A 26,919-nucleotide genomic window follows, 5' to 3' on the forward strand; every position below is an offset into this window, starting at 1 on the left:
CACCCTCTGCGCAGGCCCTGCTGCCATGACGGGCGCCGCCGATCCCCTCGCCCATCCCGATATCGCCCTGCCGCTTGCCAGGTTGCTGGCGATCAGGCTGTGGGCCCGGCAGGGGCCGCGCTCGCGTATTCAACCGGTGGCGCAGGGGCGGCTTGGCCGCACGCCGGGGCTCACCTTTCGCGAGCTGCGCGCCTATCAGGCCGGCGACGAGGTGCGCCACATCGACTGGCGGGTGACCGCCCGCCTCGGTCGCCCCTATACCCGCCTCTACAGCGAAGAGCAGGATCAGGCCCACTGGCTGCTGCTCGACCTCTCCCCGGCCATGTACTTCGGCTCACGTCACCAGCTCAAGGCACGCCTGGGCTGCGAGCTGGCCGCCGCCCTGCTCTGGCAAGGGGAAAAGCAGGCCAACACCCTGATCTGCCACGGCGTGGAGACACACCTGCAACATCAGCGCGGCTCTCTGGTGCCGCTGCTGGAGGCCCTCTGCCACCACTACCGGCTGGGGCTGGCACGCACACCGCCACTCCACGCCCTGGCCCATACCCTGGCCCGGCTCAACCTGCCCCACGGCGCCAGATTGACCCTGATCACCGATCACAGCCCTCTCGATGAGGCGCTCTGCCGCCAGCTGCAGCTGCTCGGTCGGCGCCACGACATTCATTGCTGGCAGATCCGCGATCCGCTGGAGGCGGCCCTGCCCACCCAGGGCCGTCTGGCGGTGCGTGCCGGCCAGCAGAGCGGCTGGCTCGAGGCCGGCGAACCGGGGTTTGCCTTGCGCTATCAAGCAGCCGCCGAGCAACTGGCCCGCCAGAGCCATCAGCAACTGCTGCCGCTGGTGCAGCGCCTCTACCGGCTCGACAACGGCCAGCCGCTGCAACGCCAGTGGCAGGAGGGGGCATGTCGCCAATTCTGAACTGGCTTGCCAGCGCCGTGCCGGGCAGCAATGTGCCCACCTCCCCGCTGGCGGCGCAGCTGCGCGACATTCACCCAGGCCCACCGCTGCAGCTCGCCTCTGATCCTCGCCTGCTGGGCTGGTGGTGGCTGCTGATCGCCCTGCTGGTCGGCACCTTGATCATCCTCGGCGTGCAGAGCCTGCTGCGTTATCACCGCTGGCGGCGACAGCTCGACTGGCAGTCCCCCGACCTGGTGCCCAGGCTGCAGGCCGTGATGCGCGAGGCCGTGCTGCCGCGCTGGCCCGAGGCTGCCTCCCTGCAGGGCGAGCCCTGGCTTGTCTTTCTTGATTCTTTGGGGCTCGATTCTCTGGGAGGCAGCCGCTTTCGCGAGCTGGCCCCGCACTGGTCTGCCTGGCTCTACGGCGGTCAAAGCCCGGATGCGCAGCAGCGCCAGGCGCTGCGCCGGGCCTACCTCGCCTGGGGACGTCACTGCATCTGCCCGCCAGCCTGTTTGCTGGCGCTGCGCACTCGCTGGCGGCGCGGGCCAAGCCTTACAAGAGATGCGCACATCCGGAGGCAATCATGATCCTCGCCTGGCCCTGGTTTGCCCTGGCGCTGGTGCTGCCGCTGCTGGTGCGCTTTGGTCTGCCGCCCCGCCCCAGCGGCGCACACGACCCCGGTGTACTGAACCATGCCGGCTTTCCTCTGCTGCGCCCCCATGCTGGCCAGCCCCTGTGGCGAATGGCGCTGTGCTGGTGCGCCCTGGTGCTGGCGCTCTGCCGCCCCCAGTGGCAGGAGCCGCCTCAGGTGAGCTATCAGAGCAGCCGGGATCTCATCCTGGCGGTGGATCTCTCCGACAGCATGCGCACCCAGGACATGCTCGACGACGGGGAGCAAAAAGACCGGCTCAGCGCGGTGCGCCAGCAGATAGACAGGCTCATCGCCGCCCGCCCCGGCGATCGCATCGCCCTCATCGTGTTTGCCGATCACGCCTACCTGCTCTCGCCCCTGACCCAGGAGACCAACGCCCTGCTCGGCCTCACCCGCGAGCTCGATTTCGAGTTGGTGGGGCGCACCACCGCGCTGGGCGAGGCCATTCTGCTTGCTCGCCAGCACAAGGCTCCCAACCGATCCACCGCCCTCTTGTTGGTCACCGACGGGCGCAACACCGCCGGCAGCGCCGATCCCCTCAGCGAGGCCAAGCAGGCCGCCGCCGCAGGCATTCGCCTCTATACCCTGGGGGTGGGCGCCGATCCGGATACCTTTGCCGAGGCCATGGCACCCGCGCTGGCCCCGGCCCAGAGCGACCCCAGCGCCGAGCTGGACGAGGCCCTCTTGCAGCAACTGGCCGAGGTGGGCCATGGCCGTTACTTCCGGGCGCGCACCCAGGGGGATCTCGAGGCCATCAATCAGGCGCTGGATACCCTGGAGCCCGTCGCCACCGCGCAAACCCGCTATCGCCTCAACGTGGAGCTCTACCCCTGGCCGCTGGCGCTGGCCTGGCTGCTGCTGAGCTGGCCAGCCCGGTTGCGCTGGCCGGCGCGGCTGACTCGCAAGGCCTTGCCTGATCAGCCGTCCCGAGGCGCCCCATGATGGAGCTCACCCTGCTGCGCCCGCTCTGGTTGCTGGCCCTGCTGCCCTGGTTGTGGCAGGGGTGGCGCCGTCGCCGCCAGGCCCCGCTGCTGGCCCCCGCCATGCAGGCCTATCTGCTGCCGGGACAGCGGCGCCAACGCCCCTGGCTCTGGCTGGCCTGCCTGCCGGTGATCCTGGCCTTGAGCGGCCCGGCCCTGCGCCAGCAGAGCCTGAGCGTGCCAAGCCCCGCCCTCGACATCTGGCTGCTGGATCTCTCCCGCTCCATGCTGGCCACCGACCTGCTGCCGGATCGGGCCACCCGGGTGCGGGTGCTGCTGCAGGATCTGCTGGCCGACAGGGAGCGGCAGGAAGCGCCCCATCCCATCGCCCTCATTCTGTTTGCCGGAGATGCCTACCTCGCCATGCCGCCCACCCGGGATCGGCAAGCCATCGCCCTGCTGCTACCCGACCTGCGCCCGGCCATCATGCCAAGACAGGGCAGTGCGCCCGAGCGCGCCGTGGCACTGGCTCTCACGCAGATCCCCGCCGGCCGGCAAGCCCGCCTGCTGCTGATCACCGATGACCTGACCGCCCGTCAGGCCGAGCGGATCAAGGCGAGCTGGCCCTGCCAGGGCAACCTCTTTTGCCACCCCGAAGTGCAAGCCCGTCTCGATATCCTGCTGGTCAACGCAGGCCAGGCCAGTCAACTGCCCGCCACCCTGGGCGGCGGCCTTGGCCGCGAGCTGCCCGCCCCGGATGTGGCGACGCTGCAGCAGCTGGCAACCGATCTCGGCGGTCAGCTGCAGTGGCTGCAGCAGGGATTGCCGCGCTTTGCCCCCCTGCCCATGAGTCAGACCACAGGCGCGCACCAGGCGCAGGATCTCGGCCCCTGGCTGCTGCTGCCCCTGCTGCCGCTGGCACTGCTGGCCCGCATCGGCAGCCTATGGCTGGTGGTAATGGGGACACTCTTGCTGACGCCCCCCTCCCTGCAGGCCAATCCGGCGCTTGCCAGCACGCCCCCGATCGGGGACAACCTGGCCTGGCAGGCCTTCTTGCAGGGGCGCTATCAGGAGGCGGCCCGCGCCTTTACCGATCCCGTCTGGCAGGGCAATGCCTGGTATCGGGCCGGCGACTACGCCCGGGCCGTCGCCGCCTACGGCCGGGCCAACAGCGCCACCGCCCACTACAACCGGGCCAACGCCCTGGTACAGCTGGGCCAGCTGGCCGCCGCCGAGCAGGCCTATCTGGCGGCGCTGGCACTGGTCCCCAACCATGAAGATGCACTTTACAACCTGGCGCTGCTGCGCGCCCAGCCGCCCGCAGCAGCACCAGAGGCGCAGGATCCCAAGCCTGTCGATCCCCCCGAACAGGCCGCTACCCCGGATGTCCCGCTGCCTCCATCTCCCCCCGTACTGCTGCTGGAGCAGCGGCTGCGCAAGGAGGATCAGCGCAGACGCGAGCAGGAGGCCGACAAAGGCCTTCTCCCCACAAGAGGGGAGGATCCCTGGTGACGCGCCTCTTTGCCCCTTGCCATGCGCTCTGCCTTCTGCTGCTCTGGCTGCTGCCGGCGCAGCTCTTTGCCGCCCCGCCCCGGGCCGAGCTGCTGCCGGGGGCCGATCGCCGCGACTGGCTGCTGATCATCGAAGCGGACGGCGAGCGCCAGAGCGATGAACTCGCCATCACCCCCCTGCTGCGCCGCTTTGCGGTGGGCAAGGTGACCATGAGCCGGGTCACCACCCCGCAGCAAAACCTGACCCGCTGGCAGATCCCCCTGCACCTGCTGGACGACGCAGAGCAGCTGTTGCCGGCTCTGTCGCTGGGGACGGAGCAGACACCGTCCATCCCCTTTCCGCCGCGCTCCGAGAGCGGCAGCCTGGTGCCTGCACCAGCCATCTCCCCCATCGAGTTGCAGGCCCGGGTGCTGCAACAGGGGCCGCTCTACCCCGGTCAGCCCTTTGTCTATCAGCTCAGCCTCTGGCTGCCCTCCAACATGGAGGCCCCCAACCTCACCGAGCCGGCCAGCGATGCCTTCACCATCCGCCGTCTCGGCAACGATCAGTGGCAGCCCCCGGCGAGCCCCGGCCTGCCGGGCCGGCTGACCCGCAGCTGGCTGTTGCAGGCCAGGGAGGCCGGGCGCCATCCGCTGGAGTCCCCCCGCTTTCAGGGGCGCCTGCCGCAAGATGACGGCGGCAGCGACCCCCTCTCGGCCCGGGCCGCCACCCTGTTCGTGCAGATCGACGAGCCTCCGCTGCAACCGGTGGCGAGCCGGCTCACCCTGAGCCAGCGGCTGGATCCCACCACCGGCGCCAGAGCGGGCGAACCGGTGATCCGCACCCTGACCCTCACCCTGGAGGGGGGGGATGGCAGTCGCCTCAATCTGGCACGTCTCGGCTCATCCGGCCTGCCCGCCGGCGTGCAGGCCAGACCGGACGGGGAACAGCAGCAGGAGCGCTATCTCGCCGAGGGGACGCTGCGCTTCGAGCGCGAGTGGCGTCAGGCCCTGACCGTCGACGAGCCCGGCGATTACCTGCTGCCCGCCATCGAGCTGGCCTGGTTCAACACCCAACACAAACGCATCGAATACGAGCGCCTGCCCGCCACGCCCCTGCACATCACCGCGGGCGTGCAGGGGCAACCGGCACAGGATGGGCCGAACGACGAGAGCTTGCGCTGGGTCATCTGGGCTCTGCTGCTGCGGGCCTGCTGGCGCCACGGGCCGCGCTGGCACGCCTTTTACCGCCTGCAACAGGCACTGTATCGGGCCGATGCCGAGCAGATCCGGGCCCGCTTGCTGGCGTGGGCCTGCCTGCGCTGGCCACTGCCCCATCTTCGTCTCGACACCCTGCCCTGTCGCCGCGATCCCGCCCTTGCGCCCCACTTCGCCGCCCTGGAGCGAGCCTGTTTTGCCGCCGTCGCCCCCGCTGACCATAGTGGGCACGACTGGCGCGGCTTTGCCGCGGCCCTATGCGGCCAGGAAACTTTTGCGATAGCCTATGGCCTCAGGCAACTGGCCCGGATCTGTGGTTCCGGGCCTTCATTCAAATAAGGAAGCCCAGCGATGGCTTTAGGATTTTTCAGAAAAAAAGGCGCCACGGTCGGAAAGGATCCCACGACCTCTCCGGTCTATGGAGGTATGGCCGACAAACAAACCAAATACGAAGCCCTGGTGCATGCCCTGCACGGGGACATCTACCGCTACGCCTACTGGCTGTGCCGGGATCCGCAAGTGGCGGAAGACCTGGTGCAGGAGACCTTCCTGCGCGCCTGGAAGGGGATAGACACCCTGGTGGATGACAAGGCCGCCAAGGCCTGGCTCATCACCATACTGCGGCGGGAGAACGCCCGGCGCTTCGAGCGCAAGCAGTTTGATCTCGTCGATCTCGACGAGCACCCCCAGAGCGATCAGGAGGCGCTGCACAGCGAGCAGGAGATGGAGAACGAGTGGCTCAGACGCCACATCGCCCGCCTGCCGGCAGAATACCAGGAGCCCCTGCTGCTGCAGGTGCTGGGAGGCTTCAGCGGCGACGAGATCGCGGCGCAGCTGGGGCTCAACAAGAACACCGTCATGACCCGCCTGTTTCGGGCCCGCAACCAGATCAAAGAGGCCATGGAGTCAACGACCCAACAGAGAGGACACACCAATGGATGAGCTGGAATTTCGCCGTCGGGCCATAGCCCATCCACATGAGCAGGATCCCGCGTTTCTCGAGCAGGCCCAGCGCTCCCCCGCCAATCGCAAGCATCTGGAAGAGATGAAGCAGCTCGATCGCAGCCTGCAGCGGGCGATGGAGGTCGAGGTGCCGGCCGGCCTGGCCGAGCGCATCCTGCTCAGGCAGGCACTGGAAGCAGATCAGGAGCAGGTGGTGCCCCTGCCGGTGCGCCCGCGCAGCAACTGGCGTGCGCTGGCGATGGCCGCCTCGGTTGCCTTCCTGCTCGGCATGAGCACCCGCTGGCTGAGCTGGCCGCAGGCCACCCCGGACGAACTCTCACTGGCCCAGGTCGCCATGGCCCACGTCTATGGCGAGGAGCCCTTCATCAAGGATGTGGACGAGCAGGTGAGCCTGCGCACCATCAACGCCAAGATGGAGAAATATGGCGCCACCCTGATGGGCATGCAGGGGCTGAAGATCACCTATGTCAACCACTGCTCCTTCTATCAGGGGCCGGCGCTGCACATGGTGCTGCAGGGCAAGATGGGCCCGGTCACCCTGTTCCTGGTGCCCAAGCATGTGCCGCTCACCCTGCAGCCCACCTTCGAGGATGGCCAGCTCAAGGGGGAGATCCTGCAACTCAAGGGGGCCAACATGGTATTGATCGGTGACATGGAGGAGCCGCTGGCACCGGTGGCGCAGCAGCTGGAATCCCGACTGCACTGGTCGATTTAACAGGTGTTAACGCAATCCTGACCCGAACGAACTCGGGTCAATTCGACGGGCAGACCAGACAACTTGGCTGCCCGTTTCCGCCCTTATCCCCCACGATTTGCCGCCATTTCCGGCTCATTCACGGCAAGTGCCGAAAAATATTTTTGTGATGCAGATCGCCCTATGTGCGTGTTTTTTATCCAATAAATGGTAAAAGAGACTATTTATGCGGCACATTCAAACAAATGATTAACACTCCAGAAACTTTTATGTATTCTGCTGTCACTGGTCTGATTTCTTACCTCCTACCAGATCCATAGAATCACGCCAGAATTGAATGGGAAGAAGCTGAAATAACAACAGATCTTGTCACATACGGAGGCAAAAAAGCCCCGATGCTGACAGAAAATCTGCCTACAAGAGAGAACACTATGACAACTGCCTTTTTCAAAAAGAGCCTGATCGCTGCCGCCGTCACTCTGGCCAGTACCCAAACCTTCGCCGCCGCGTTTCAGCTGAACGAACACTCAGCCTCCGGTCTGGGCCGTGCGTACGCCGGGGAAGCCGCCGTGGCAGACAACGCCTCCGTGTTGTCCCGCAACCCGGCAGCCATGACCCAGTTTGACAAGATGGCGTTCTCCGTATCCGGCACCTACATCAAGCCGGACGTGGATGTAAATGGTGACATCTATGCAGGTTCCGCCAAGATGGCCGGCGCCAGCGAGAGCGGCATCGCACCGAGCGCCTTCGTGCCCGCCACCTACTTCATCCAGCCGCTGAACGATCAGTGGGCCTGGGGTATCGGCCTGTTCTCCAACTACGGTCTGTCGACCGAGTACACCGAGAACTTCAACGGTGGCTCCATTGCCGGCAACACCGAACTGCTGACCTTCAACATCAACCCGAACATCGCCTACCGCGTCAACCAGCACTTCACTTTCGGTGCCGGTGTGAACCTGGTCTATGCCAAGGCTGAACTGAACCGCCGTGCCGGCGTGCTGGCCGCCGTGCCGCCGCTGAGCAGCGTACCGGGTGTCGGCAAAGACACCATCGTCAGCCACCTGAAGGGTGACGACTGGGGTTACGGCTGGAACGTGGGCACCATGTTCGAAGTCAACGAAAACAACCGCTTCGCCCTGACCTACCGCTCCCAGGTGGATCTGAAGTTCAAGGGTGACTACCAGGGTACCTCCTCCGGCTTCAAGACCGTCGGTGGCGAACTGCCGCTGGATCTGCCGGCCCAGGCCGAGTTCGCCGGTTACCACCGTCTGAACCAGCAGTTTGCGGTGCACTACTCCGTCAACTGGACCGACTGGAGCGCCTTCCAGGAGCTCAAGGCCACCAGCGGTCAGTGCAACAGCACCGACGGTGCCGGTGTCTGCCTCTACAAGCCTGAGAAGTTCAAGGACTCCACCCGCTACTCCCTGGGCGGTACCTGGTACGTCAACCCGTCCTGGGAAGCGCGTATCGGCTTTGCCTACGACAACACCCCGATCGAGCCGGAATACCGCAGCCTGAGCATCCCGGACTCCGACCGCGTTTGGTATAGCGCCGGTGCCACCTACCACATCGACAAGGACATGAGCGTCGATTTCGGCATGGCCTATCTGGACGGCAAGAAAGTGGACGTCAACGAGAAGCTGGTTGAAAGCAACGAGGCCCTGCGCTGGAAAGGCACCTCCCACGGCAACGCCTTCCTCGCTTCCGCTCAGTTCAACATGAAATTCTGATCATCAGCGAATTGACCAGAGCGCCTGCGGGCGCTCTTTTTTTATGCTCAATGCCTGTTTCAGCGTACATCTGTAGTAAACAACTGTACGCTTTTCTTTTTTTATCAAGCTATTAGCTGCACATCCTCCAGCATTTAATCCCGTTTTCGTCCGCCAGCTTCCGCGCCCGTTGCCTTACTGGTCGTACCATATAAAATCCTGCATCCAATCAGAAAAACGTTCGAACCCAAGGTTCACTTTCAAGGACAATGCAATGCACTCCATCATGAAGCCGTCTCTCATCGCCCTGCTGGTGCTGTCGAGCCAGGCCCAGGCGGCAGGTTTCCAGCTGGCCGAGCAATCCGCCACCGGCATGGGCCGCGCCTTCGCGGGCGAAGCCGCCATCGCCGACAATGCCAGCGTGCTCTCCCGCAATGCCGCCGCCATGACCCGTTTCGATACCATGGCCTTCTCCGGTGGCTTCATCTATGTGCACCCCGATGTCAACATCGAGGGCACCACCCGGGTGCCGACCGCCAGAGGGCCGGTCGACCTGGATGCGGCGGCCCACGACATCGCCGATGATGCCTGGGTGCCCAACGCCTACCTGATAGTGCCGCTCAACGATCAGTGGCGCCTGGGGCTGGCCGCCACCTCCTATTACGGGCTCGGCGTCAAGATGCCGGACAACTACAATGCCGGCCACTTCGGCAACGTCTCCGACATCAAGACCGTGGATCTGGGCGCCTCGCTGGCCTATCGCGTCAACCGCATCTGGTCCGTCGGGGCCGGCCTCTCCGCCATTCGGGGCGAAGGGGAAGTGGGTGGCACCTTCCCCTCCAACAACCAGATCGCCAAGCACCTGAAAGGGGATGGCTGGGCCATGGGCTGGAACCTGGGCACCCTGCTGGAGCTGTCGGACGCGACCCGTATCGGCCTCTCCTACCGTCATGACGTGACCCTGAAGCTCTCGGGCGACGCCATCGGCATCGATCAGAACGGTCAGCCCTTCACCGATACCGGCAGCCTGGATCTGCCGCTGCCCGCCACCGCCGAGCTGGCCCTTTTTCATCAGCTGACACCGGCGCTGGCACTGCACTCGAGCATCAACTGGACCAACTGGAGCAAGTTCGTACAGCTGGAGTCCGAGCTCGACCACCACGGCGTCATGCACATCAAGGACGAGCACTGGAATGACAGCTGGCGCTATGCGCTGGGTCTGACCTACCAGCTGGCGCCGCAATGGACACTGCGCTCGGGCCTTGCCTACGACCGCAGCCCGGTGCCGGCAGATCGCCGTACCATCTCCATCCCCGACTCGGATCGGGTCTGGTACAGCGCCGGGGTGGGTTATCAGTTCGATCGCAACCTCTCGCTGGATCTGGGGGTCACCCTGATCGACGGCAAGAAGGTGGACGTGAGCGAAACCATGCAGCTCAAACCCGGCATCCCGCAGACCACCTCCACCTTCCAGGGCACCTCGGAAGGGGACGCCTGGCTGGCCGGCCTGCAGCTCAACTACCTGTTCTGATCCGGCGGGCCTCCTGGGCCCGTCTATTCAAGCACTATGCCAGTTATTGACCGTTTCTGGCCTTCACGCGCTGGCATAGTGCTCTGCTTCACAATAAAATCAATCCAGTACACCCGCTGGAGAGATGCATGTATTCCTACGTAGCAAGGCAGCCCATCCTGGATCGGGAGTTGAAGACCCACGCCTATGAGCTGCTGTTTCGCGACAGTCTGGATAACGTGTTTCCTCCCATCTCCTCCCAGCAGGCCACGGCCAGGCTGGTAGCCGAACAGTTCCTGCAACAGAACATCGATCAGCTGCTCGGCGGCCGCCCCTGCTTCATCAACTTCCCCCACTCCCTGCTGCTGGAAGGGCTGGCCGAATGCCTGCCGCCGGAGAAGGTGGTGATCGAGATCCTGGAAGACGCCGCCCCCGACGACGCCCTGCTGGCCAAGGTGAAGCAGCTGCACGAGCTGGGCTATCAGCTGGCACTCGATGACTTCACCCTGTCGCCGGACTGGGAGCGCTTCCTCCCCTATATCCACATCATCAAGTTCGATCTGCGCACCACCTCCCTGTTGCGGATCAAGGTGTTCATTCAGCAGCATCAACAGCTCAAGCTCACCTATCTGGCCGAGAAGGTGGAAGACAAAGCGGAGTTCGAGCGGGCCAAGCGGCTCGGTATCGACCTGTTCCAGGGCTTCTTCTTCAGCCGCCCCGAAATGGTCAAGCAGGCCACCATGGAGCCAGCCCAGGTGGTGGTGATGCAGTTGCTCAACGTGGTCAACCAGGCCGAGCCGGATCTCAACCGCATCGAGCAGTTGCTGAGTCAGGACATCTCCCTGTCACTCAAGCTGCTGCGTTACGTCAACCACCTCAAGAGCCACGCCAACCCCATCTCCTCCTTTCGCCAGGCGGCGGTCTATCTCGGCCACACCCAGCTCAAGCGCTTCGTGACCCTGGTGGCCGCCACCAGCGCCGGCCAGGGCAAGAGCGCCGAGCTCTATCAGATGTCGATGATCCGGGCCCGTTTCTGCGAGCTGCTGGCCCATACCCATGCGCCGACCCAGGAGGCTCAGCAGGCCTTCATCACCGGCCTCTTCTCCCTGCTCGACGTCTTGATGGAGCAGCCGATGGACAAGCTGCTCGGCACCATTCCGCTGATCGAGGAGATCCGGGTCGCCCTGCTCGAGCGCAAGGGCAACCTGGGGTTCTACCTGTCGTTTTGCGAAGATTACGAGAATGCGAACTGGCAGCGGATCACCGCCAGAACGGCCCAATTAGGGCTCAATGAAGAGAAGGTCAGCCAGCTCTATCTGACCGCCACCGCCTGGGTCAACCAGCAACTCCAGGCGATGGCGGAGACAGATTAACCCAGCTCGATGGCGACTGCGGTCGCCTCCCCCCCCCCGATGCACAGACTGGCGATCCCGCGCTTGAGACCACGTTCGCGCAAGGCGTGGATCAGGGTCACCAGGATCCTGGCGCCACTTGCCCCCAGCGGATGACCGAGGGCACAGGCGCCGCCGTTCACGTTCACCTTGTCATGGGGCAGCTTGCAACCCGCCATGGCCAGCATGCTCACCATGGCGAATGCCTCGTTGACCTCGAACAGGTCCACTTCATCCACCTGCCAGCCCACCTTGGCCAACAAGCCCTCGATGGCCCCGATGGGCGCGCTGGTGAACTCGGCAGGCAGGGCCGCGTGGCTCTGATAACCAACCAGCCGAGCCAGCACGGGGACGCCGAGCTGCGCGGCGGTGTCGGCCCGCATCAGGATCAGCGCCGCCGCCCCGTCCGAGATGGAGCTAGCATTGGCCGCCGTGATGGTGCCCGTCTTGCTGAAAGCCGGCTTGAGCTGGGGGATCTTCTCGGGGCGCGCCTTGCCAGGCTGCTCATCCTCGGCCAGCAGCAGGGTCTCTCCGGCCTTCACCGGCGCCAGCTCCGCTGCAAAGGCGCCGCTGCGCTGGGCCGCCAGTGCCCGCTCCAGCGAGGTGATGGCAAAGGCATCCATGTCGGAGCGGGTCAGCCCGGCGCGATCGGCGCTCAACTGGGCATAATGGCCCATCAGCTGACCTTCGTAGGCATCCTGCAGCCCGTCGAGGAACATGTGATCGAGCACGCTCTGGTGCCCCATCCGAAAACCGCTGCGCGCCTTGTCGAGCAGATAAGGGGCGCGGCTCATGCTCTCCATCCCGCCGGCGATCACCACGTTCGTGTCACCGAGTCGCAACCCATCGGCCGCCAGCATCACCGCCTTCATGCCGGAACCGCACACCTTGTTGACCGTGGTGCAGGGGATGCTGTCCGGCAGGCCCGCCTTCAATACCGCCTGACGGGCGGGCGCCTGGCCGACCCCGGCACTCAGCACGTTGCCAAGATAAGCCTCATCGATCTGCTTCCCCTTGAGCCCGGCCTGTGCCATGGCCGCAGCGATGGCACAAGCACCCAGTTCGGGTGCGCTCTGGTTGGCCAGGGCCCCTTGAAAGGCCCCCATGGGGGTACGTTTGGCCGCAACAATCACGATATCCATCAATTGCACTCTCCTTGTTACATTGAGCTAACATATGCCGCCGCCGTCGCGGGAACAAGACTTGCGGGGCAGTTGACGTTTGGGTAAGGTGCCAGCCAGGATTGACAGTCAAGATAGCGCCATGAACCGAACCAAGGATGACAAACGGACCTACAGCATCAGCGAACTGGCCCGTGAATTTGATGTTACGACCCGAAGTATTCGTTTTTATGAAGATCAGGGACTTTTGAATCCTGCTCGTCAGGGGCAGACCCGGATCTACAGCCGTCAGGACAGAGTGCGGCTCAAGCTCACCCTGCGCGGCAAGCGACTGGGGTTCAGCCTGGCGGACATCCGCGATCTGTTCGATCTCTACGATGCGGACAAGAGCAGCCGTACCCAGCTGCAGACCATGCTGGGACTGGTGGCCGACAAGCGGGATACCCTGCAGCAGCAGCTGGAAGACATCAAGATGGTGCTGCTGGAGCTGGACGCCGCCGAGCAGCGCTGCCAGCAGGCGCTGGAGCAGCTCGGCTGAGGCAAACAGACAAACATAAAGAAAGGGGCCCGCGGGCCCCTTGTTATTGCAACTGGATTATTTGTTCCAGCAGTCCGGATCGTAATCCGGGCTGTAGCGGTCGACGATGACGGCGCAGGCCGCATCACCGGTGATGTTGAGGGCGGTACGGATCATGTCGAACAGACGATCCAGCGCAAACAACAGCGGCAGTCCCTCGATGGGGATCCCGGCGGCCAGCAGCACGGCGACCACCAGGAAGCTCGGGCCAGGTACACCGGCCTGACCGATGGCCCCCAGGGTGGCGGTCACTATGATGGCAGCCCAGGCACCCATGGAGAGATCGATCTGATAGACCTGGGCGAAGAAGATGGCGACCAGACCGTAATAGATGGCGTTGCCGCTCATGTTGATGGTGGCACCCAGCGGCAGCACGAAGGAGGCCGTGGCATTGCTCACCTTCAGCTCTTTCTCGCAGGTCTCCATGTTGACCGGCAGGGTCGCCATGGAAGAGGCGGTGGAGAAGGCGACGATCTGCGGCTTCTTCATGGCCGACAGGTACTTGCGCACCGGGGTGTTGGAGAAGATCATGACCAGCAGCGGATAGACCACGAAGCCGAAGATCAGGATGGCGGCCAGATAGACCACGAACAGCTTGATCACCAGGGTCAGCACGTCGAAGCCGTAGGTGCCGATGGCGTCGGCCATCAGGCCGAACACGCCGAGCGGCGCAATCAGCATCACCTTGTTGATCATCCAGACGAAGGCATCCACCAGGGTGTTCAAACCATCGACCAGCGGCTTGGCCCGCTCGCGGGGCTGCTTGGCCAGCGCGATGCCGAGGAACATGCAGAACACCAGGATCTGCAGGATGTTGGCTTCGTTGAGCGACTGGAAGACGTTGGTCGGGATCATCCCGAGCAGGGTGGCAACCGCATCGGGCAGGGCGCCCTTGTCGGAATAGTCACCGGAGAACATGGAGGCCATGGAGCCGAACTCGACCCCGATCCCGGGTTTGAAGATCTGCCCCATCACCAGGGCCAGCAGCACCGCCAGCGCCGAGGTGCCGAGGAAGAAGGCCAGCGTAGTGACGCCAATCTTGCCTGCTGCCGGGCTGGCCCCCAGATTGGCTGCCCCCGACAGGATGGCCACCGCCACCAGCGGGATCACCAGCATCTTGATGAGCTGGATAAAGAGCGTACCGAGCGGTGCGAACACGGTGGCTTGTTCACCCATGAACGCCCCCACCAGTGCCCCCAGCACCATGGCAACCACGACCTGGAAGCCAACGTTCTTAATGAGTCCTTTTGTTAACACAGAATGTTCCTTTATGTAGCAATTATTTACACTTTCCCAGTGCAATCAACCAAACAGGGGAAGAACAGCTGTCCATTCTCCTGAGCGCGCGCTTTATCTCATATTTATTGGCTGTTTGAAATCGCCAAATCGTTAACGGGAGTTATTGATAAGTTTGCAACAAAGTTAAGATTCAAAAGGAACACGGCGATTTTTCCCGCTTTCATCATGACAACTGACAAAACATTGTGCTATTTTGGCTTGGCAAACGTGCATACAGGGATGAAAACATGCTGAAAGTTAACGAATATTTTGACGGAAATGTAAAATCCATCGGTTTCGAGCAAAAAGGGGACAAAGCGACCGTCGGTGTGATGGAAGCGGGTCACTACCAGTTCAATACCGCCGCCCCCGAGCGGATGACGGTGGTCAAGGGTGCCCTTACCATCCAGCTGGCCGATGAAGATGAGTGGCACACCTATGAGCAGGGCCAATCCTTCGACGTGGCCGGCCACTCCTCCTTCAAGCTGGAAGTGAAGACCCCCACCGCCTATCTGTGCGAGTTCCTCGACTAAGCCGCAGACAAGCTGCAGCCCAAGTGGATAAGAGAGCGGACCCGAGTCCGCTCTTTTTCATCTGATCCCCTTCCCGTTTCGGCAACCCTTCGCCGTGACCCCCTCATTTGCGTGCCGCCATCACACCCCTCGGTTTTCCCGCTTTCCATCGACTACAAAAAATTTACAATATTTAGACGAAACCCATAATCGGAGTGGTGTCATGATCAGTGTCTTCGACCTGTTTTCCATCGGGATCGGTCCCTCTTCTTCTCATACCGTGGGGCCGATGCGCGCCTCTTACGCCTTTGTCATCGCACTCAAGCAACAGGGGCTGCTGCCCCGGACCGAACGGGTAGAAGTGGAGTGCTACGGCTCCCTCGGCCAGACCGGCAAGGGCCATGGCACCGGCAAGGCCATCATCCTGGGGCTGGCCGGTTTTGAACCCGAGTCGGTGGACATCGAGGCCATTCCCGCCTTCCTGGCCGAGGTGGAGCGCAGCCAGTCGCTGCGGTTGGCGGGGGAGCAGCCCAGCCAGTTCGCCCGCAGCGGCGCCATCATCTTCAACCGGCGCAAGACCCTGCCCGCCCACTCCAACGGCATGACCCTGCGCGCCTTCGCCGGTGAACAACTGCTGTTCGAGCAGACCTACTACTCCATCGGTGGCGGCTTTATCATCGAGGAGAGCCACTTCGCCAACGCCAAGGAGGAGGCCGCCCGCTTCGATGCGGCCCACCCCGTTCCCTACCCGTTCGAGAGCGGCGCCCAGCTGCTGGCCCACTGCCAGGAGAGCGGCCTCTCCATCTCCGGCCTGATGTTGGCCAACGAGAAGGTGTTTCGCACGGAGGCCGAGATCAAGGCGGGCCTGCGCAAGATCTGGCAGGCGATGCAGGGTTGCGTCGAGCGTGGCTGTCGCAGCGAGGGGGTGTTGCCCGGCGGGCTCAAGGTGAAACGGCGGGCGCCGGCCCTCTATCGCCAGCTCAGCTGCGAGACCAATTTCAACAAGGATCCGCTGATGGTGATGGAGTGGGTGGATCTGTTCGCGCTGGCCGTCAACGAGGAGAACGCCGCCGGCGGCCGGGTGGTGACCGCCCCCACCAACGGTGCCGCCGGCATCATTCCCGCCGTGCTGCACTATTACGATCGCTTCGTGCGCAAGGTGGATGACGAGCTGCTGCTGAGTTACTTCCTCACCGCCGCCGCCATCGGCATCCTCTACAAGAAGAACGCCTCCCTCTCGGGGGCGGAAGTGGGCTGCCAGGGCGAAGTGGGGGTGGCCTGCTCCATGGCGGCGGGGGCGCTGACCGAGATCCTGGGCGGCAGCCCGGCGATTGTCGAAAACGCCGCCGAAATAGGCATGGAGCACAACCTGGGGCTCACCTGTGATCCGGTGGGTGGCCAGGTGCAGGTGCCCTGCATCGAGCGCAATGCCATGGGGGCAGTCAAGGCGATCAACGCTGCCCGCCTCGCCCTGCGCGGCACCGGCGAGCACAAGGTGTCGCTGGACAAGGTGATCAAAACCATGTGGGAAACCGGCAACGACATGAAGACCAAATACAAGGAAACCGCCCGCGGTGGCCTGGCGGTTAACATTACCGAGTGTTAAAAATCGGTAACTTGCCCCATTTGGTTCCTAAATACCCGGCATTGTCGGGTATTTTTATGGGCAAACGCTTAACAAAATGGATAAGCATCAAAATAAATTTTATACTCGCCGCTCTGATTCAACAAAAATAGATCTATTTCAACTTTTTTTGGGCTTTGAGCCGTTACACTGTGGTTATCTGGTTCATTGACCTCGGCGACGACGCCCTCGTCCCATGGATCACCCCGTTTCTGCGAGTGGGCATGGCGCCCCCTTCTATCCTGAGGTAATTGTTACATGATCAGCGTTTTTGATATCTTCAAAATCGGTGTTGGCCCCTCCTCTTCCCACACTGTCGGCCCGATGAAGGCAGCCAAACAGTTCGTGGATGAACTGCGTGCAGGCGGCAAGATCCGTGACATCACCCGGATCCAGGTCGATGTCTACGGCTCACTCTCCTGGACCGGTAAAGGTCACCACACCGATACCGCTATCATCATGGGTCTGGCAGGCAACCTGCCGGAAAATGTCGATATCGACGGCATCCCCGAGTTCATCTCCCGCGTCGAACAGACCGGTCGTCTGCCCATCGGCCTGCACTGCCATACCGTCAGCTTCCCGCGCGACGCCATGGTGTTCCATGACGAAGCACTGCCGCTGCACGAGAACGGCATGAAGCTGACCGCCTTCATCGAAGACGAAGCCGTCTATAGCAAGACCTACTACTCCATCGGCGGCGGTTTCATCGTTGACGAGGAGAACTTCGGCAAGGGCGACAGCGGCGACATGTCCGTCAGCTACCCGTTCAAGAGCGCGGCCGAGCTCATCGCCCACTGCAGCCAGACCGGCCTCTCCATCTCCGCCCTGATGATGGAGAACGAGAAGTGCTTCAACACCCCGGAAGAGATCTACAAGAAGCTCGGCAAGATCTGGACCACCATGCGTGAAGGGATCGAGCGCGGCTGCCGCACCGAGGGCGTTCTCTCCGGCCCGCTGCGCGTACCGCGTCGTGCCGCGCCGCTCTATCGCCAGCTGACCACCAACGAGAACCTCTCCAACGATCCGATGAACATCGTCGACTGGGTCAACATGTTTGCCCTGGCGGTCAGTGAAGAGAACGCGGCCGGTGGCCGTGTGGTCACCGCGCCGACCAACGGCGCCGCCGGCATCATCCCGGCCGTGCTGGCCTACTACGACAAGTTCATCCAGCCGGTTGGCCGTGACGACTACACCCGCTTCTATCTGGCTGCGGCGGCCGTCGGCATGCTCTACAAGATGAACGCCTCCATCTCCGGCGCCGAAGTGGGCTGCCAGGGTGAGGTGGGCGTCTCCTGCTCCATGGCCGCCGCCGGCCTGACCGAGCTGATGGGCGGCAGCCCCGAGCACGTCTGTGAAGCTGCCGAGATCGGCATGGAGCACAACCTGGGTCTGACCTGTGACCCGGTTGCCGGTCAGGTGCAGGTGCCCTGCATCGAGCGTAACGCCATCGCCGCCATGAAGGCGGTCAACGCCTCCCGCATGGCGCTGCGTCGTACCTCCAAGCCGCGCGTCTCGCTGGACAAGGTGATCGAGACCATGTACATCACCGGCAAGGACATGGACTCCAAGTACCGTGAAACCTCCCGCGGTGGCCTGGCCATCAAGGTGATGCAGGTTGCCTGCGACTAAGCAGATAACGGCAAATGCAAAAGGCGGGAATTCCCGCCTTTTTTATTGCCCATTATTTCCCGCTCATCACCTTCTTCATGGCGCCATTTCCCTGGGGCTGGCTCGCTAATTTCCGGGACCATCCTGCAGCCCTGCCGAGATTCGTGGCCAGAGCGCCTCGGCCTTATTCCACCAGGCGATCGGCCAGGGTCCCCACCGCCACCACGAAATAGTGGGAGCGATTCCAGTCGCGCAACACCCGATAATTGGGATAGGCAAGATAGGCAGCGCCCCCTGCCCCGTCGGGCTGCACCAGCGAGGCCTGCATCTTCACCGCGGGCAAGGCGCCGCCATCCGCTTTGCGTACCCCGAGGGCCTGCCAGGCCGACAGCGTTCGGGTATCTTCAAGCCCGACCAGCGCAGGATCCAGACCTGCGGGCACCCTCACCCGGCGCCCCCAGGTTTCATCCCCGTGCCAGCCGTTCTGGCGCAGATAATTGGCTGCCGAACCAAACACATCCGCCGGCGTTCCCCACAGATCCTTCTTGCCGTCACCGTCCTGGTCGACCGCGTATTTGCGGTAGGAAGAGGGCATGAACTGCACCTGTCCCATGGCGCCGGCCCAGGAGCCCTTGAGCTCGGCCGGGGTGATCGGCTCCTCTTCCAGCATGCGCAGGACATCGAACAGCTGCCCCTTGAAGAAGGCCTCACGGCGCCCCTCCCAGGCCAGGGTCGCCAGCGACGAGACCAGCGGATATTTGCCGGTCAATTTGCCGAAATTGGTTTCAATGCCCCACAGGGCAACAATAAAGCGGGGTTGCACATCATATTCCGCCCCTATTTTTGTGAGCAGCGGCAAATACTGACGATATAGGCGTTTGGCTTGATTGACTTTCCACTGCGGCACCGCGTTGGAAATATAAGTGGCGAGGGTCTGTTTAAATTCCGGCTGATTTTTATCGTGCCGAATGGCGACCTCGATCAGATGAATATCGGCGAAGGCGGCAGCAATGGTCGCGGGCTGGATCCCGGCAGCCAGGGCCTCCTGTTTGAGGCCCGTCACATAATGGTCAAAATCGGGGCTGGCCTGCAGCGGGTGGCTCGACAATCCCCCCATCAGCAGCAGTGCCAGCCGCTTCTTCATTTCCGTTCGGCCTTCAATTGAGCCTTGTGCTGCTCCAGCAGGTTTTCCGGCGGCGGGGGCATCTGCAGGTAGAAGCCCTGACTCTGCAGCGCCTCCATCACCCGGCTGGTGGAGGCGATCCCCAAGGGCTTGGCTGGGTCCAGTTTGGTCATCAATACCAGTTCGGGACGGCCGAATGTACTCATCAGCACCTCGGGTACGCGGGAAAAGTCCTCTCTTCTTTCAACAAAAAGATAGGTCTCGGCTTTTTTGCGACTTTTATAGACTGCACACAACATGGAAATTGATATAATCCAACCGGTTTATTGCCTCTGAGGATGGCAAACTATAACATCAGGAATTGAATAACAATAACGGATTACCGTCTCTGTCTCGGGGAAGATTCATGGTTGAGCGCGATAACGAATTGAAAGGGACCACCTTCACTATTTCTGTGTTGCATATCAGCGATGGCAAGCCTGAGCGGATCCGCCAGTTGCTGGCGGCCAAAGTGGCCCAGGCGCCCCAGTTCTTTAATTGTGCCCCCCTCGTCATCAATGTGGAACGGCTCACCGAGATCCCCGACTTCGAACAGCTCAAGGAGCTGGTGGAATCGGAAGACTTCGTGCTGGTCGGGATCACGGGGGCCCAGAACGAGGCGATGAAGACGGCCGCCAAGGCGGCAGGGCTGGCGGTGATGGCCTCCGGCAAGAGCCGCAAGGCCGAACCCCAGCCAGAACCGGCGCCGGCCCCCATCGTAGAAGCGAAACCCGTGCCGGCACCGGTGATAGCGAGCAAGGTGCATGTGGGCCCGGTTCGCTCCGGCCAGCAGCTCTATGCCGCCGGCACCTCGCTGGTGGTGCTGGGCTCGGTCAGCCCGGGCGCCGAAGTCATCGCCGACGACAGTATTCATATTTATGGCACTCTGCGCGGCAGGGCCATTGCCGGCGCCAAGGGCAACTCCCAGGCACGGATTTATTGCCAGCAACTGCAGGCCGAGCTGCTCTCCATCGCTGGCACCTTCCAGCTCAGCGATGCATTGCCGGCCGGCCTCATCCAGCAGCCGGTTCATGTCCGGCTGGATAACGAACAACTCCGTATAGACCGTATCAAATAGAGTTACAAGGAAGCGAGAATGGCGCGAATCATAGTCGTTACATCGGGTAAAGGTGGCGTTGGCAAGACCACAACCAGCGCGGCCCTGAGTACCGGTTTAGCCCAGCGTGGCCACAAGACAGTGGTCATCGATTTTGACATTGGCCTGCGAAACCTGGACCTCATCATGGGCTGCGAGCGGCGCGTGGTGTATGACTTCGTCAACGTCATCAATGGCGAGGCCAACCTCAACCAGGCCCTCATCAAGGACAAGCGCTGCGAGAACCTGTTCATCCTGCCCGCCTCCCAGACCCGGGACAAGGATGCCCTCACCCGCGAAGGGGTCGAGAAGATCCTGGATCAGCTGAGCGAGATGCAGTTCGACTACATCGTCTGCGACTCCCCGGCGGGGATCGAAGCCGGCGCCCTGATGGCGCTCTACTTCGCCGATGAAGCTATTGTCACCACCAACCCGGAAGTCTCCTCCGTGCGTGACTCGGATCGCATCCTCGGCATCCTGGCCTCCAAGTCCCGTCGCGCCGAGCGTGGCGAAGACCCCATCAAGGAGCACCTGCTGCTGACCCGCTACTGCCCGACCCGCGTCAACCGCGGCGACATGCTGAGCGTACAGGACGTACAGGAGATCCTGGCCATCAAACTGCTCGGGGTGATCCCGGAGTCCCAGGCGGTGCTGCGCGCCTCCAACTCCGGCGAGCCCGTCATCCTGGACAAGGAGTCCGATGCCGGTCAGGCCTATGAGGACGCCGTTGCCCGCCTGTTGGGTGACACCAAGGATTTTCGTTTTCTGGAAGAAGAGAAGAAGGGCTTCTTTAGCCGACTGTTCGGGAGTTAAGCATGTCATTATTGGATTATTTTCGTTCCAACAAGAAACAGAGCACCGCACAACTGGCCAAAGAGCGGTTGCAGATCATCGTGGCTCACGAGCGTTCATCCAGAGGGGGGCCGGATTACCTGCCCCAGCTCAAGCAGGATATCCTCGACGTGATCCGCAAATATGTGGAGATAGACCCTGACAAGATCACGGTCCAGCTCGACAAGAAGAGTGATGAGCTGTCGGTACTCGAGCTCAACATCACCTTCGCCGACGACAAGAAGGGATGAGCCTGACGCCCTATGCGTGACCCTTTCCCCCAATGAAGACCGGATCCTGCTGCCAGGATCCGGTTTTTTATTGCCGCAACCGGGTCAAGGGCGCTGCTGCACTCGCCAAGCCCGTAGGGGACGGCTAGAATACGGCGCGCCACCGTGCGGCCGGGCCGTCGGTGTTTTTCTTTATTTATCAGCTGGAACAGACCGCTTATGTCTTTGAATGACGAAATGCACAGCGTCGAGGAACTGCTCGACACCGCCCTCGAACTCTTCATGGAGCTGGCCTCCGACAACCTGCCGGAGCAGGAGATCGCCCGCTTCAATCAGGAGTTCAACGACCGCGGCCTGCTGGCGGAAACCGATCCGGCCGATGACTGGGAAGCGGACGTTGGCTTCGAGGTCAGCGACGCCGAGTACGCCGAGATCTGGATCGGCCTTGGCAACGAGCAGGAAGAGTACGAGCACCTGTTCGCCCGCATGCTGCTCTCCCGCCGTGTTGACGAGAAGTTCTGCCACATCGAATGGCTGCCCCAATAATTCCGGATCCCGATGATCCGAGTCACTACGTCTGGGAGTCGGAGCCAGAGCCCGTGCGGCCCAATCCGGCACGGCGCCTGCTGAACTGGCTCGGCAAGCTGCTGCTGGCGGCCTTGCTCAGCACCATCGTCTCGGTGGCGCTGCTGCGCTTCATCGATCCGCCCATGTGGACCTGGCGCATCGAGCGGGCGCTGTTTCCCCCTGCCAAGGTGGCCGAGGTGAAGCACGACTGGGTGCCGCTCGAGCAGATCTCCCGCGAGCTGCAGCTGGCGGTGATCGCCGCCGAAGATCAGCGCTTTGCCGAGCACAACGGCTTCGACATGGATGCCATCAGCTCGGCGCTCAAGCACAATCAGCACAGCGAGCGGGTGCGCGGCGCCAGCACCCTCAGCCAGCAGACCGCCAAGAACCTCTTCATGTGGAGCGATCGCAGCTTCCTGCGCAAGGGGATCGAGGCCTGGTTCACCCTGCTGATGGAGCTGGGCTGGGACAAGTCCCGCATCCTCGAGGTGTACCTGAATATCGTGGAGTTCGGGCCCGGCATCTACGGCGCCGAGGCCGCGGCCAGACACTACTTCGGCAAGCCGGCGATACGTCTCACCCGCTACGAGGCGTCACTGCTGGCGGCAGCCCTGCCCAACCCCTGGCGCTACCGGGTCAAGCCCCCCTCGCCCTACGTCCAGCAGCGCTCGGCCTGGATCCGCCGTCAGATGGGCCAGCTGGGGCAGGTAACCCTCAACAAGGTGCATCAGACAGACTGATGCCTGATGGGTGTCGGGCTTGTTCACGGTGCGAGCCCGGCCTCGTCGGTGGAGGGCCCCAGGTGCCCGCCCACCGTGCCCCGATGCAGCGGCAGGTAGTGCCACCACCAGGTCTCCCGCCGCCGCTTGATCTGCTGCCGTCTCGTCCGCCGTTTCATGCCCGCTCTCCCTTGCCCTGCCCCTCTTCAACCATACCCAACTCCAGTCAGCCTTGCCCGGCGCTGGCGCACCCTTCCCACTGGTCTGGCCGCCACCGCCAATAATTGTTACAGTAGCGAACCTCGATGTATCTGGAGTGATTTCATGGAACAGCGTACCCCGGATCAGCTGGTCGAATGGGCCTATGATCAGTTTCTTGAGCAGGCCGCAGACATGCTGGCCCCCGAACAAATCGTCGACATCACCCTGGAGTTCGAACAGCGTGGCGCCGTCGAGGCGACCCTGCCCAATGCCGACTGGTCAACCGAACTCGGTGTGCCGGTGGACATGGAGCGCTGGGTCGAAGTGTGGGTGGGTCTGCTGGACCATCAGGAGGAGTTTGAGGTGATCTTTGCCACCTTCCTGCTGCCCCGTCATAGCAATGAGCACGATGTCCACGTGCGCTGGCACCGTCAGCAACAGGCATGAAAAAGGCGCCCTCGGCGCCTTTTTCTTTTGTGGTGATCTTTGCTCAAGGCCGGGCCGCGATGGCCTTCGCCAGACAGCGCCGGCACCAGCAGCTATCAGCCTCCCCCATGGGCAGGGCCGGCAGCTGGCTACACCAGCACTCTGCGATGGTCGCGCCGGCCGACACGGCGCAAAAGGCCGGTTCACCGCAGCCGGGGCAGCGGTGGGTGCTGGTGGAACCATCCAGCTGCGCCATGACCGCCAGCTGGGCCTCGCTCGCCATGGCGGACCAGTGACCAATCTCGGTCAGAGTGCGACCACAGCCAAGGCAGAGACCGTCTTTTGCCCGGCACGCACCGACGCAGGGGCTCGGCACTTATTCGCCGCCTTCGCGCTGATCGTCGCCCGTCAATGTGATGCTGTAGTCATCGATGACCAGCTTGCCCTGCTTGTAGAGGCCGCCGATGGCCTTCTTGAAGGTGCCCTTGCTCATGCCGAGCAGCTTGTAGATGAGCTCGGGTTCGCTCTTGTCGCCCACCGCCAGGCTGCCGCCCTGCTTCTTGAGGCGGACCAGGATCTGCTCGCCGGCATCGTCCAGCCGCGCCACACCCGGCTTTTGCAGGGTCAGATCCAGCTTGCCGTCATCACGCACCTGCTTGACCCAGGCGGTCAGCGGACGACCCGTGGTCACCCGGCCGAACACCTCGTTCTTGAACAGCATGCCGGAGTACTCGCCATTGACGATGGCCTTGATGCCGAGCGGCGTGCGCTCGCCAGGCAGGGCAGTCACTTCGTCACCGGCCTTGAAGGGAGGTTTGTCGGTGCGCAGGAACCGCTCGAGGCGGCTGGTGCCCACCATGCGCCCCTCGTGATCGAGCATCAGCCGCACCAGATAGACATGGCCCACCTGCATCGGCTTGTTCTGCTCGCGGCTTGGTACGAACAGATCCTTCTTCATGCCCCAGTCGAGGAAGGCACCAATCTTGTTGGCATTGACCACCTTGAGGCCGACGATGTCGTCCACCATGGCAAACGGCTTGTCGGTGGTGATCACCGGCTCGCAGTCGGCATCCAGATAGAGGAAGACCTTGACGCCGTCCCCTTCCGCCACCCCTTCCGGCAGTTGACGCTTGGGCAGCAGCAGCTCGCCGTACTCTTCGCCAGCCGCCAGCCAGGCGCCCCGATCTTCGAGCTCGACTACGGTAAGGGTGTTCATCTTGCCAATCTGTAGCATGGTGTTCTCTTCTTTCATTGTCCGGATGGCCAATTTTTCATTGCCTGTATGGGCGCGCATGTTACCCCAAGAGCGGTAACAGGGCCTAGTCCCTTGCCCTGTTCGCGGGTGATTTTCAGGGCCTTTTGGCCGGGGCGTGTCCATATAATCGCCAGTCAGCCGCCCTTTTGCTGCAAATAACCCCACTTTTGGGTAGACTTCGCCGCTGTCAAAATCCAGAGGAACTGTCGATGAATCCATCCACTCGTACCCGTCATCTCAATCAATGGATCCAGACCCACAGTGGGCAGGACATGACCTACCCGGCGCTGCACGGCTTTTTGTGTGCCCGCCTGGTCGGGCCGGATGCCCCTGACTGGCAGGCCCCGCTGGCCGGTCTGTTGCCCCATGACGCCGAGCTGGATGAAAAAAGCGCCGAGGCGCTGCACCACCTGATCGCCGAGCTGAAAACCCAGGCCGATGAGACCCAGCTCGCCCTGCCGAGCCAGTGCCGCCTCTCTACCGAGAGCCCGGAGCAGGTGTTCGAGCAGAGCCACCCCCTCGGTCAGTGGTGTTACGGCTTCAGCCAGGGCTTTGCCACCTGGCCCAAGCCCAGGGATCTGAACGACCCGACCACCCAGTACCGTTTCAGCCTGGCCGCCGAGCTGAGCCTGTTTCGCGACAAGCCCATGGCGCAGATGCTGCACGCGGCCGCCGGCAGTGACCTCCCCTTCATGGAGTTCTGCAAGCGTCAGCGCCAGAACATGAAGACCGCCCTCAACCAGCTGCTGCAATTAGATGAGTATCAGGCCGTGCCGAGCACGGAGCAGGCGCTGGACAGCCAGCAGGCCGAGCAGTGGCAACAGTGGTTTGAACTGGCCGATGCCAGCCGCGATCCGCACAGCCGCCTCGGCTGGTTTGACAAAGTGATCGCCGATGCCGAACCGCTGTTTGACGCCGCCTTCTGGCAGCAGATTGCCGGCCATGGCTGGAGTGCCCACGAAGCGCGCCCGCTGCTGGCCGCCCGGGCCGGGCGGGCCGACTGCCTGTTGCGTCTCGGCCAGCTGGAACAGGCGCTCAGCGAATATCTGGCCCTGCTCGAGCTGTGCGTGGCCGATGAACTGGGTTGCCGTTATCCCCTCTCCAGCCTCTATGCCCTGCAAGGGGACTGGTCGGCCCTGCAGGCTCTGCTGGTGCGCTTTGATGAAGCCTCCAGCTGGCTGCTCTACAACAAGGCGCTGATGACGTTCGTCTGCGCTGGCGCCGAGGCCGCGCAGCCGCTGCTGGCCGCCGCCATCAAGGCCAACGCCCATGTACCGGCCTGTCTGCTGGGCCAGCGCAAGCTGCCCAAACAGGAGCCCCACAGCTGGCAGGCTGGCAGCCGTGACGAAGCGGCGCTCTACACCCTGCAAAGCCGCGAGGCCTGGCTCAAGCACAACGCCCTGCTCTGGCTGCGCAAAGGCTGAGCCAACGGCCACAAAACCAGCTTCGAATAGACCCGGTTGCGGCGGATGACGTGCGCAACCGCACATTTCTCTGGTACTTGTTCAGACAAACGGCCCTGTGTTACGTATCATCAAGGTCAAAGTATCAAGAGAAACTGCACCCGATGCAGCCGTCACAGCAGGATGTCATATGTCAAAGATCATAGAGCTGCTTGCCCACTATCCCCCCTATCAGCTGGTACACGCCGCCGAGATGGTGCGTGATACCTTCGAACAGTTTTACCAGCAACGCTATCAGCTGACGGTGCCTCAATGGCGCCTGATGATGGTGCTCGGCCCCCACTACCCCATCAGCCAGAAAGAGCTGGTAGAGGCGAGCGGGATGGACAAGGTACGGATCTCCCGCGAAATTCACCGGCTGGTGGAAAAAGGGATCCTGTTCACCGAGAGCAGCGAGCACGACAAGCGGGTCAGCCTGGTCTCCTTCACCCAGGCGGGGCTCACCCTGTTCCAGCAGCTCAAGAGCGAAGCGGGCAGCTGGCAGCACACCCTCACCGACTACCTGCCGGCCGAGGCGCGCCAATCCATTCGTCTGCACCTGCAAAGCGTCAGCGATGCCATCGAACAACTTCACCTGCTGGATAACGAGCGACCCTCATGAACCTGAACAACTTTGCCACCATGGACGTCAACATGCTGCTGAGCCTGGTCAACATGCAGCTGCGTGATCGCTACGATGATCTCGATGATCTCTGCAAGGCGCAGGATCTCGACAAGCAGGCGCTGGTCGCCCGGCTCGCCAGCGGCGATTTCCACTATCAGGAAGATCAGAAGCAGTTCAGATAGGGATCCGGATCACAACCCGGC

Annotated in this window: 30 protein-coding genes; 23 read left to right on the forward strand and 7 right to left on the reverse strand. The window is 62.8% G+C overall.

The genetic code is table 11. The features are described 5' to 3' along the window. Positions 1-25: 25 nt before the first annotated feature. From ACB031_RS02430 to ACB031_RS02475, 10 genes are all read left to right on the forward strand, one after another. Positions 26-916 (forward strand): DUF58 domain-containing protein, encoded by an 891-nt coding sequence (locus ACB031_RS02430; protein WP_371138928.1) that lies wholly within the window; start codon positions 26-28, stop codon positions 914-916. Then, positions 901-1,482 carry a DUF4381 domain-containing protein gene (locus tag ACB031_RS02435; protein ID WP_371138929.1) on the forward strand — a complete coding sequence of 194 codons (582 nt, stop codon included), beginning with the start codon at positions 901-903 and terminating at the stop codon, positions 1,480-1,482. Before ACB031_RS02430 ends, ACB031_RS02435 begins: the two co-directional genes overlap by 16 nt. Then, positions 1,479-2,489, forward strand: coding sequence for a VWA domain-containing protein (locus ACB031_RS02440; RefSeq protein WP_319906140.1), 1,011 nt, complete (start codon positions 1,479-1,481; stop codon positions 2,487-2,489). The genes ACB031_RS02435 and ACB031_RS02440 overlap by 4 nt, the downstream gene beginning before the upstream one ends. Further along, the gene (locus ACB031_RS02445; protein ID WP_319906226.1) at positions 2,489-3,979 is read left to right on the forward strand and encodes a tetratricopeptide repeat protein; all 1,491 of its coding nucleotides are present in this window, start codon (positions 2,489-2,491) and stop codon (positions 3,977-3,979) included. Before ACB031_RS02440 ends, ACB031_RS02445 begins: the two co-directional genes overlap by 1 nt. Next, complete coding sequence (locus ACB031_RS02450; protein WP_371138930.1) at positions 3,976-5,514, forward strand: hypothetical protein; 1,539 nt, start codon at positions 3,976-3,978, stop codon at positions 5,512-5,514. The genes ACB031_RS02445 and ACB031_RS02450 overlap by 4 nt, the downstream gene beginning before the upstream one ends. A gap of 12 nt (positions 5,515-5,526) precedes the next feature. Then, the gene (locus ACB031_RS02455; RefSeq protein ID WP_005301215.1) at positions 5,527-6,117 is read left to right on the forward strand and encodes a sigma-70 family RNA polymerase sigma factor; all 591 of its coding nucleotides are present in this window, start codon (positions 5,527-5,529) and stop codon (positions 6,115-6,117) included. Continuing rightward, the gene (locus ACB031_RS02460; RefSeq protein WP_017782772.1) at positions 6,110-6,853 is read left to right on the forward strand and encodes a DUF3379 domain-containing protein; all 744 of its coding nucleotides are present in this window, start codon (positions 6,110-6,112) and stop codon (positions 6,851-6,853) included. Before ACB031_RS02455 ends, ACB031_RS02460 begins: the two co-directional genes overlap by 8 nt. Before the next feature lie 410 nt (positions 6,854-7,263). Beyond that, the gene (locus tag ACB031_RS02465) at positions 7,264-8,562 is read left to right on the forward strand and encodes an outer membrane protein transport protein (protein WP_005301224.1); all 1,299 of its coding nucleotides are present in this window, start codon (positions 7,264-7,266) and stop codon (positions 8,560-8,562) included. 253 nt (positions 8,563-8,815) lie between these two features. Beyond that, complete coding sequence (locus ACB031_RS02470) at positions 8,816-10,072, forward strand: OmpP1/FadL family transporter (protein ID WP_201989100.1); 1,257 nt, start codon at positions 8,816-8,818, stop codon at positions 10,070-10,072. A 128-nt stretch (positions 10,073-10,200) separates the two neighbouring features. Next, complete coding sequence (locus ACB031_RS02475) at positions 10,201-11,424, forward strand: EAL and HDOD domain-containing protein (RefSeq protein WP_010633886.1); 1,224 nt, start codon at positions 10,201-10,203, stop codon at positions 11,422-11,424. Here ACB031_RS02475 and ACB031_RS02480 read toward each other — a convergent pair. Beyond that, positions 11,421-12,584, reverse strand: a complete 1,164-nt coding sequence (locus ACB031_RS02480) for an acetyl-CoA C-acyltransferase (RefSeq protein ID WP_371138931.1) — start codon at positions 12,582-12,584, stop codon at positions 11,421-11,423. The two genes, ACB031_RS02475 and ACB031_RS02480, sit on opposite strands and share 4 nt — an antisense overlap. Before the next feature lie 121 nt (positions 12,585-12,705). Here ACB031_RS02480 and ACB031_RS02485 point away from each other — a divergent pair, with 121 nt between their 5' ends. Continuing rightward, positions 12,706-13,101 carry a MerR family DNA-binding transcriptional regulator gene (locus ACB031_RS02485; RefSeq protein ID WP_005301228.1) on the forward strand — a complete coding sequence of 132 codons (396 nt, stop codon included), beginning with the start codon at positions 12,706-12,708 and terminating at the stop codon, positions 13,099-13,101. Between the two features lie 57 nt (positions 13,102-13,158). On the opposite strand, the gene ACB031_RS02490 is transcribed toward ACB031_RS02485, so the two are convergent. After that, positions 13,159-14,397 (reverse strand): dicarboxylate/amino acid:cation symporter, encoded by a 1,239-nt coding sequence (locus ACB031_RS02490; RefSeq protein WP_216972821.1) that lies wholly within the window; start codon positions 14,395-14,397, stop codon positions 13,159-13,161. Between the two features lie 269 nt (positions 14,398-14,666). On the opposite strand from ACB031_RS02490, the gene ACB031_RS02495 reads away from it, so the two are divergent. From ACB031_RS02495 to ACB031_RS02505, 3 genes are all read left to right on the forward strand, one after another. Beyond that, positions 14,667-14,951, forward strand: a complete 285-nt coding sequence (locus ACB031_RS02495; protein WP_010633884.1) for a pyrimidine/purine nucleoside phosphorylase — start codon at positions 14,667-14,669, stop codon at positions 14,949-14,951. 202 nt (positions 14,952-15,153) lie between these two features. Continuing rightward, positions 15,154-16,536 (forward strand): L-serine ammonia-lyase, encoded by a 1,383-nt coding sequence (locus ACB031_RS02500; protein ID WP_005301231.1) that lies wholly within the window; start codon positions 15,154-15,156, stop codon positions 16,534-16,536. 276 nt (positions 16,537-16,812) lie between these two features. Next, complete coding sequence (locus ACB031_RS02505) at positions 16,813-18,183, forward strand: L-serine ammonia-lyase (protein WP_005301233.1); 1,371 nt, start codon at positions 16,813-16,815, stop codon at positions 18,181-18,183. Positions 18,184-18,346: 163 nt separating this feature from the next. Here the strand turns inward: ACB031_RS02505 and ACB031_RS02510 are convergent, their stop codons facing one another. Both ACB031_RS02510 and ACB031_RS02515 read right to left on the reverse strand, forming a co-directional pair. Next, the gene (locus tag ACB031_RS02510; protein ID WP_252600410.1) at positions 18,347-19,306 is read right to left on the reverse strand and encodes a lytic transglycosylase domain-containing protein; all 960 of its coding nucleotides are present in this window, start codon (positions 19,304-19,306) and stop codon (positions 18,347-18,349) included. After that, positions 19,303-19,584: a YcgL domain-containing protein gene (locus ACB031_RS02515; RefSeq protein WP_017764394.1), complete on the reverse strand. Its 282-nt coding sequence runs from the start codon at positions 19,582-19,584 to the stop codon at positions 19,303-19,305. The genes ACB031_RS02510 and ACB031_RS02515 overlap by 4 nt, the downstream gene beginning before the upstream one ends. A gap of 107 nt (positions 19,585-19,691) precedes the next feature. Here ACB031_RS02515 and minC point away from each other — a divergent pair, with 107 nt between their 5' ends. The 5 genes from minC to mtgA all read left to right on the forward strand — a co-directional run bounded on the left by minC (position 19,692) and on the right by mtgA (position 22,788). Continuing rightward, complete coding sequence (gene minC, locus ACB031_RS02520; protein WP_042051711.1) at positions 19,692-20,402, forward strand: septum site-determining protein MinC; 711 nt, start codon at positions 19,692-19,694, stop codon at positions 20,400-20,402. Between the two features lie 18 nt (positions 20,403-20,420). Further along, the gene (gene minD / locus ACB031_RS02525) at positions 20,421-21,233 is read left to right on the forward strand and encodes a septum site-determining protein MinD (RefSeq protein ID WP_005301248.1); all 813 of its coding nucleotides are present in this window, start codon (positions 20,421-20,423) and stop codon (positions 21,231-21,233) included. A gap of 2 nt (positions 21,234-21,235) precedes the next feature. Next, on the forward strand, positions 21,236-21,502 hold the full coding sequence (gene minE / locus ACB031_RS02530) for a cell division topological specificity factor MinE (RefSeq protein WP_005301252.1): 267 nt from the start codon (positions 21,236-21,238) through the stop codon (positions 21,500-21,502). Positions 21,503-21,700: 198 nt separating this feature from the next. Then, entirely contained in the window at positions 21,701-22,027 is a 327-nt protein-coding gene (locus ACB031_RS02535; protein WP_005301255.1) for an HI1450 family dsDNA-mimic protein, read from the forward strand. A gap of 53 nt (positions 22,028-22,080) precedes the next feature. After that, positions 22,081-22,788: a monofunctional biosynthetic peptidoglycan transglycosylase gene (gene mtgA, locus ACB031_RS02540; RefSeq protein ID WP_010633878.1), complete on the forward strand. Its 708-nt coding sequence runs from the start codon at positions 22,081-22,083 to the stop codon at positions 22,786-22,788. 23 nt (positions 22,789-22,811) lie between these two features. Here mtgA and ACB031_RS02545 read toward each other — a convergent pair whose 3' ends face one another. Further along, the gene (locus ACB031_RS02545; protein ID WP_017764392.1) at positions 22,812-22,946 is read right to left on the reverse strand and encodes a hypothetical protein; all 135 of its coding nucleotides are present in this window, start codon (positions 22,944-22,946) and stop codon (positions 22,812-22,814) included. A gap of 145 nt (positions 22,947-23,091) precedes the next feature. Between ACB031_RS02545 and ACB031_RS02550 the strand changes: the two genes are divergently transcribed. Next, a complete protein-coding gene (locus ACB031_RS02550) occupies positions 23,092-23,415 on the forward strand; it encodes an HI1450 family dsDNA-mimic protein (protein ID WP_005301259.1) in 324 nt (107 codons plus the stop codon). A 43-nt stretch (positions 23,416-23,458) separates the two neighbouring features. Here ACB031_RS02550 and ACB031_RS02555 read toward each other — a convergent pair whose 3' ends face one another. Together ACB031_RS02555 and ACB031_RS02560 are read right to left on the reverse strand one after the other, a co-directional pair. Next, entirely contained in the window at positions 23,459-23,770 is a 312-nt protein-coding gene (locus ACB031_RS02555; protein WP_081588809.1) for a DUF1289 domain-containing protein, read from the reverse strand. Continuing rightward, positions 23,771-24,646, reverse strand: a complete 876-nt coding sequence (locus ACB031_RS02560) for a S1 RNA-binding domain-containing protein (RefSeq protein WP_010633876.1) — start codon at positions 24,644-24,646, stop codon at positions 23,771-23,773. It abuts the gene before it with no gap. Positions 24,647-24,858: 212 nt separating this feature from the next. On the opposite strand from ACB031_RS02560, the gene ACB031_RS02565 reads away from it, so the two are divergent. From ACB031_RS02565 to ACB031_RS02575, 3 genes are all read left to right on the forward strand, one after another. Further along, positions 24,859-26,073, forward strand: a complete 1,215-nt coding sequence (locus ACB031_RS02565) for a UPF0149 family protein (RefSeq protein ID WP_371138932.1) — start codon at positions 24,859-24,861, stop codon at positions 26,071-26,073. A gap of 169 nt (positions 26,074-26,242) precedes the next feature. Continuing rightward, a complete protein-coding gene (locus tag ACB031_RS02570) occupies positions 26,243-26,713 on the forward strand; it encodes a MarR family winged helix-turn-helix transcriptional regulator (RefSeq protein ID WP_005301279.1) in 471 nt (156 codons plus the stop codon). Then, on the forward strand, positions 26,710-26,898 hold the full coding sequence (locus ACB031_RS02575) for a DUF4250 domain-containing protein (protein ID WP_005301282.1): 189 nt from the start codon (positions 26,710-26,712) through the stop codon (positions 26,896-26,898). Before ACB031_RS02570 ends, ACB031_RS02575 begins: the two co-directional genes overlap by 4 nt. Positions 26,899-26,919: the final 21 nt, after the last annotated feature.

The organism is Aeromonas sp. S8(2024) (assembly GCF_041403085.1).
Lineage (GTDB): Bacteria > Pseudomonadota > Gammaproteobacteria > Enterobacterales > Aeromonadaceae > Aeromonas > Aeromonas dhakensis.

What these genes read in the sequence shown, in the direction of transcription:
- ACB031_RS02500 (WP_005301231.1), top strand. Translation starts at nt 15,154, where the DNA reads ATGATCAGTGTCTTCGACCTGTTTTCCATCGGGATCGGTCCCTCTTCT.
- ACB031_RS02480 (WP_371138931.1), bottom strand. Translation starts at nt 12,584, where the DNA reads ATGGATATCGTGATTGTTGCGGCCAAACGTACCCCCATGGGGGCCTTT.
- minE (WP_005301252.1), top strand. Translation starts at nt 21,236, where the DNA reads ATGTCATTATTGGATTATTTTCGTTCCAACAAGAAACAGAGCACCGCA.
- ACB031_RS02475 (WP_010633886.1), top strand. Translation starts at nt 10,201, where the DNA reads ATGTATTCCTACGTAGCAAGGCAGCCCATCCTGGATCGGGAGTTGAAG.
- ACB031_RS02570 (WP_005301279.1), top strand. Translation starts at nt 26,243, where the DNA reads ATGTCAAAGATCATAGAGCTGCTTGCCCACTATCCCCCCTATCAGCTG.
- ACB031_RS02550 (WP_005301259.1), top strand. Translation starts at nt 23,092, where the DNA reads ATGGAACAGCGTACCCCGGATCAGCTGGTCGAATGGGCCTATGATCAG.
- ACB031_RS02455 (WP_005301215.1), top strand. Translation starts at nt 5,527, where the DNA reads ATGGCTTTAGGATTTTTCAGAAAAAAAGGCGCCACGGTCGGAAAGGAT.
- ACB031_RS02440 (WP_319906140.1), top strand. Translation starts at nt 1,479, where the DNA reads ATGATCCTCGCCTGGCCCTGGTTTGCCCTGGCGCTGGTGCTGCCGCTG.
- ACB031_RS02470 (WP_201989100.1), top strand. Translation starts at nt 8,816, where the DNA reads ATGCACTCCATCATGAAGCCGTCTCTCATCGCCCTGCTGGTGCTGTCG.
- ACB031_RS02515 (WP_017764394.1), bottom strand. Translation starts at nt 19,584, where the DNA reads ATGTTGTGTGCAGTCTATAAAAGTCGCAAAAAAGCCGAGACCTATCTT.
- ACB031_RS02560 (WP_010633876.1), bottom strand. Translation starts at nt 24,646, where the DNA reads ATGAAAGAAGAGAACACCATGCTACAGATTGGCAAGATGAACACCCTT.
- ACB031_RS02485 (WP_005301228.1), top strand. Translation starts at nt 12,706, where the DNA reads ATGAACCGAACCAAGGATGACAAACGGACCTACAGCATCAGCGAACTG.
- ACB031_RS02465 (WP_005301224.1), top strand. Translation starts at nt 7,264, where the DNA reads ATGACAACTGCCTTTTTCAAAAAGAGCCTGATCGCTGCCGCCGTCACT.
- ACB031_RS02495 (WP_010633884.1), top strand. Translation starts at nt 14,667, where the DNA reads ATGCTGAAAGTTAACGAATATTTTGACGGAAATGTAAAATCCATCGGT.
- ACB031_RS02565 (WP_371138932.1), top strand. Translation starts at nt 24,859, where the DNA reads ATGAATCCATCCACTCGTACCCGTCATCTCAATCAATGGATCCAGACC.
- minC (WP_042051711.1), top strand. Translation starts at nt 19,692, where the DNA reads ATGGTTGAGCGCGATAACGAATTGAAAGGGACCACCTTCACTATTTCT.
- minD (WP_005301248.1), top strand. Translation starts at nt 20,421, where the DNA reads ATGGCGCGAATCATAGTCGTTACATCGGGTAAAGGTGGCGTTGGCAAG.
- ACB031_RS02460 (WP_017782772.1), top strand. Translation starts at nt 6,110, where the DNA reads ATGGATGAGCTGGAATTTCGCCGTCGGGCCATAGCCCATCCACATGAG.
- ACB031_RS02430 (WP_371138928.1), top strand. Translation starts at nt 26, where the DNA reads ATGACGGGCGCCGCCGATCCCCTCGCCCATCCCGATATCGCCCTGCCG.
- ACB031_RS02510 (WP_252600410.1), bottom strand. Translation starts at nt 19,306, where the DNA reads ATGAAGAAGCGGCTGGCACTGCTGCTGATGGGGGGATTGTCGAGCCAC.
- ACB031_RS02535 (WP_005301255.1), top strand. Translation starts at nt 21,701, where the DNA reads ATGTCTTTGAATGACGAAATGCACAGCGTCGAGGAACTGCTCGACACC.
- ACB031_RS02435 (WP_371138929.1), top strand. Translation starts at nt 901, where the DNA reads ATGTCGCCAATTCTGAACTGGCTTGCCAGCGCCGTGCCGGGCAGCAAT.
- ACB031_RS02505 (WP_005301233.1), top strand. Translation starts at nt 16,813, where the DNA reads ATGATCAGCGTTTTTGATATCTTCAAAATCGGTGTTGGCCCCTCCTCT.
- ACB031_RS02545 (WP_017764392.1), bottom strand. Translation starts at nt 22,946, where the DNA reads ATGAAACGGCGGACGAGACGGCAGCAGATCAAGCGGCGGCGGGAGACC.
- ACB031_RS02445 (WP_319906226.1), top strand. Translation starts at nt 2,489, where the DNA reads ATGGAGCTCACCCTGCTGCGCCCGCTCTGGTTGCTGGCCCTGCTGCCC.
- ACB031_RS02575 (WP_005301282.1), top strand. Translation starts at nt 26,710, where the DNA reads ATGAACCTGAACAACTTTGCCACCATGGACGTCAACATGCTGCTGAGC.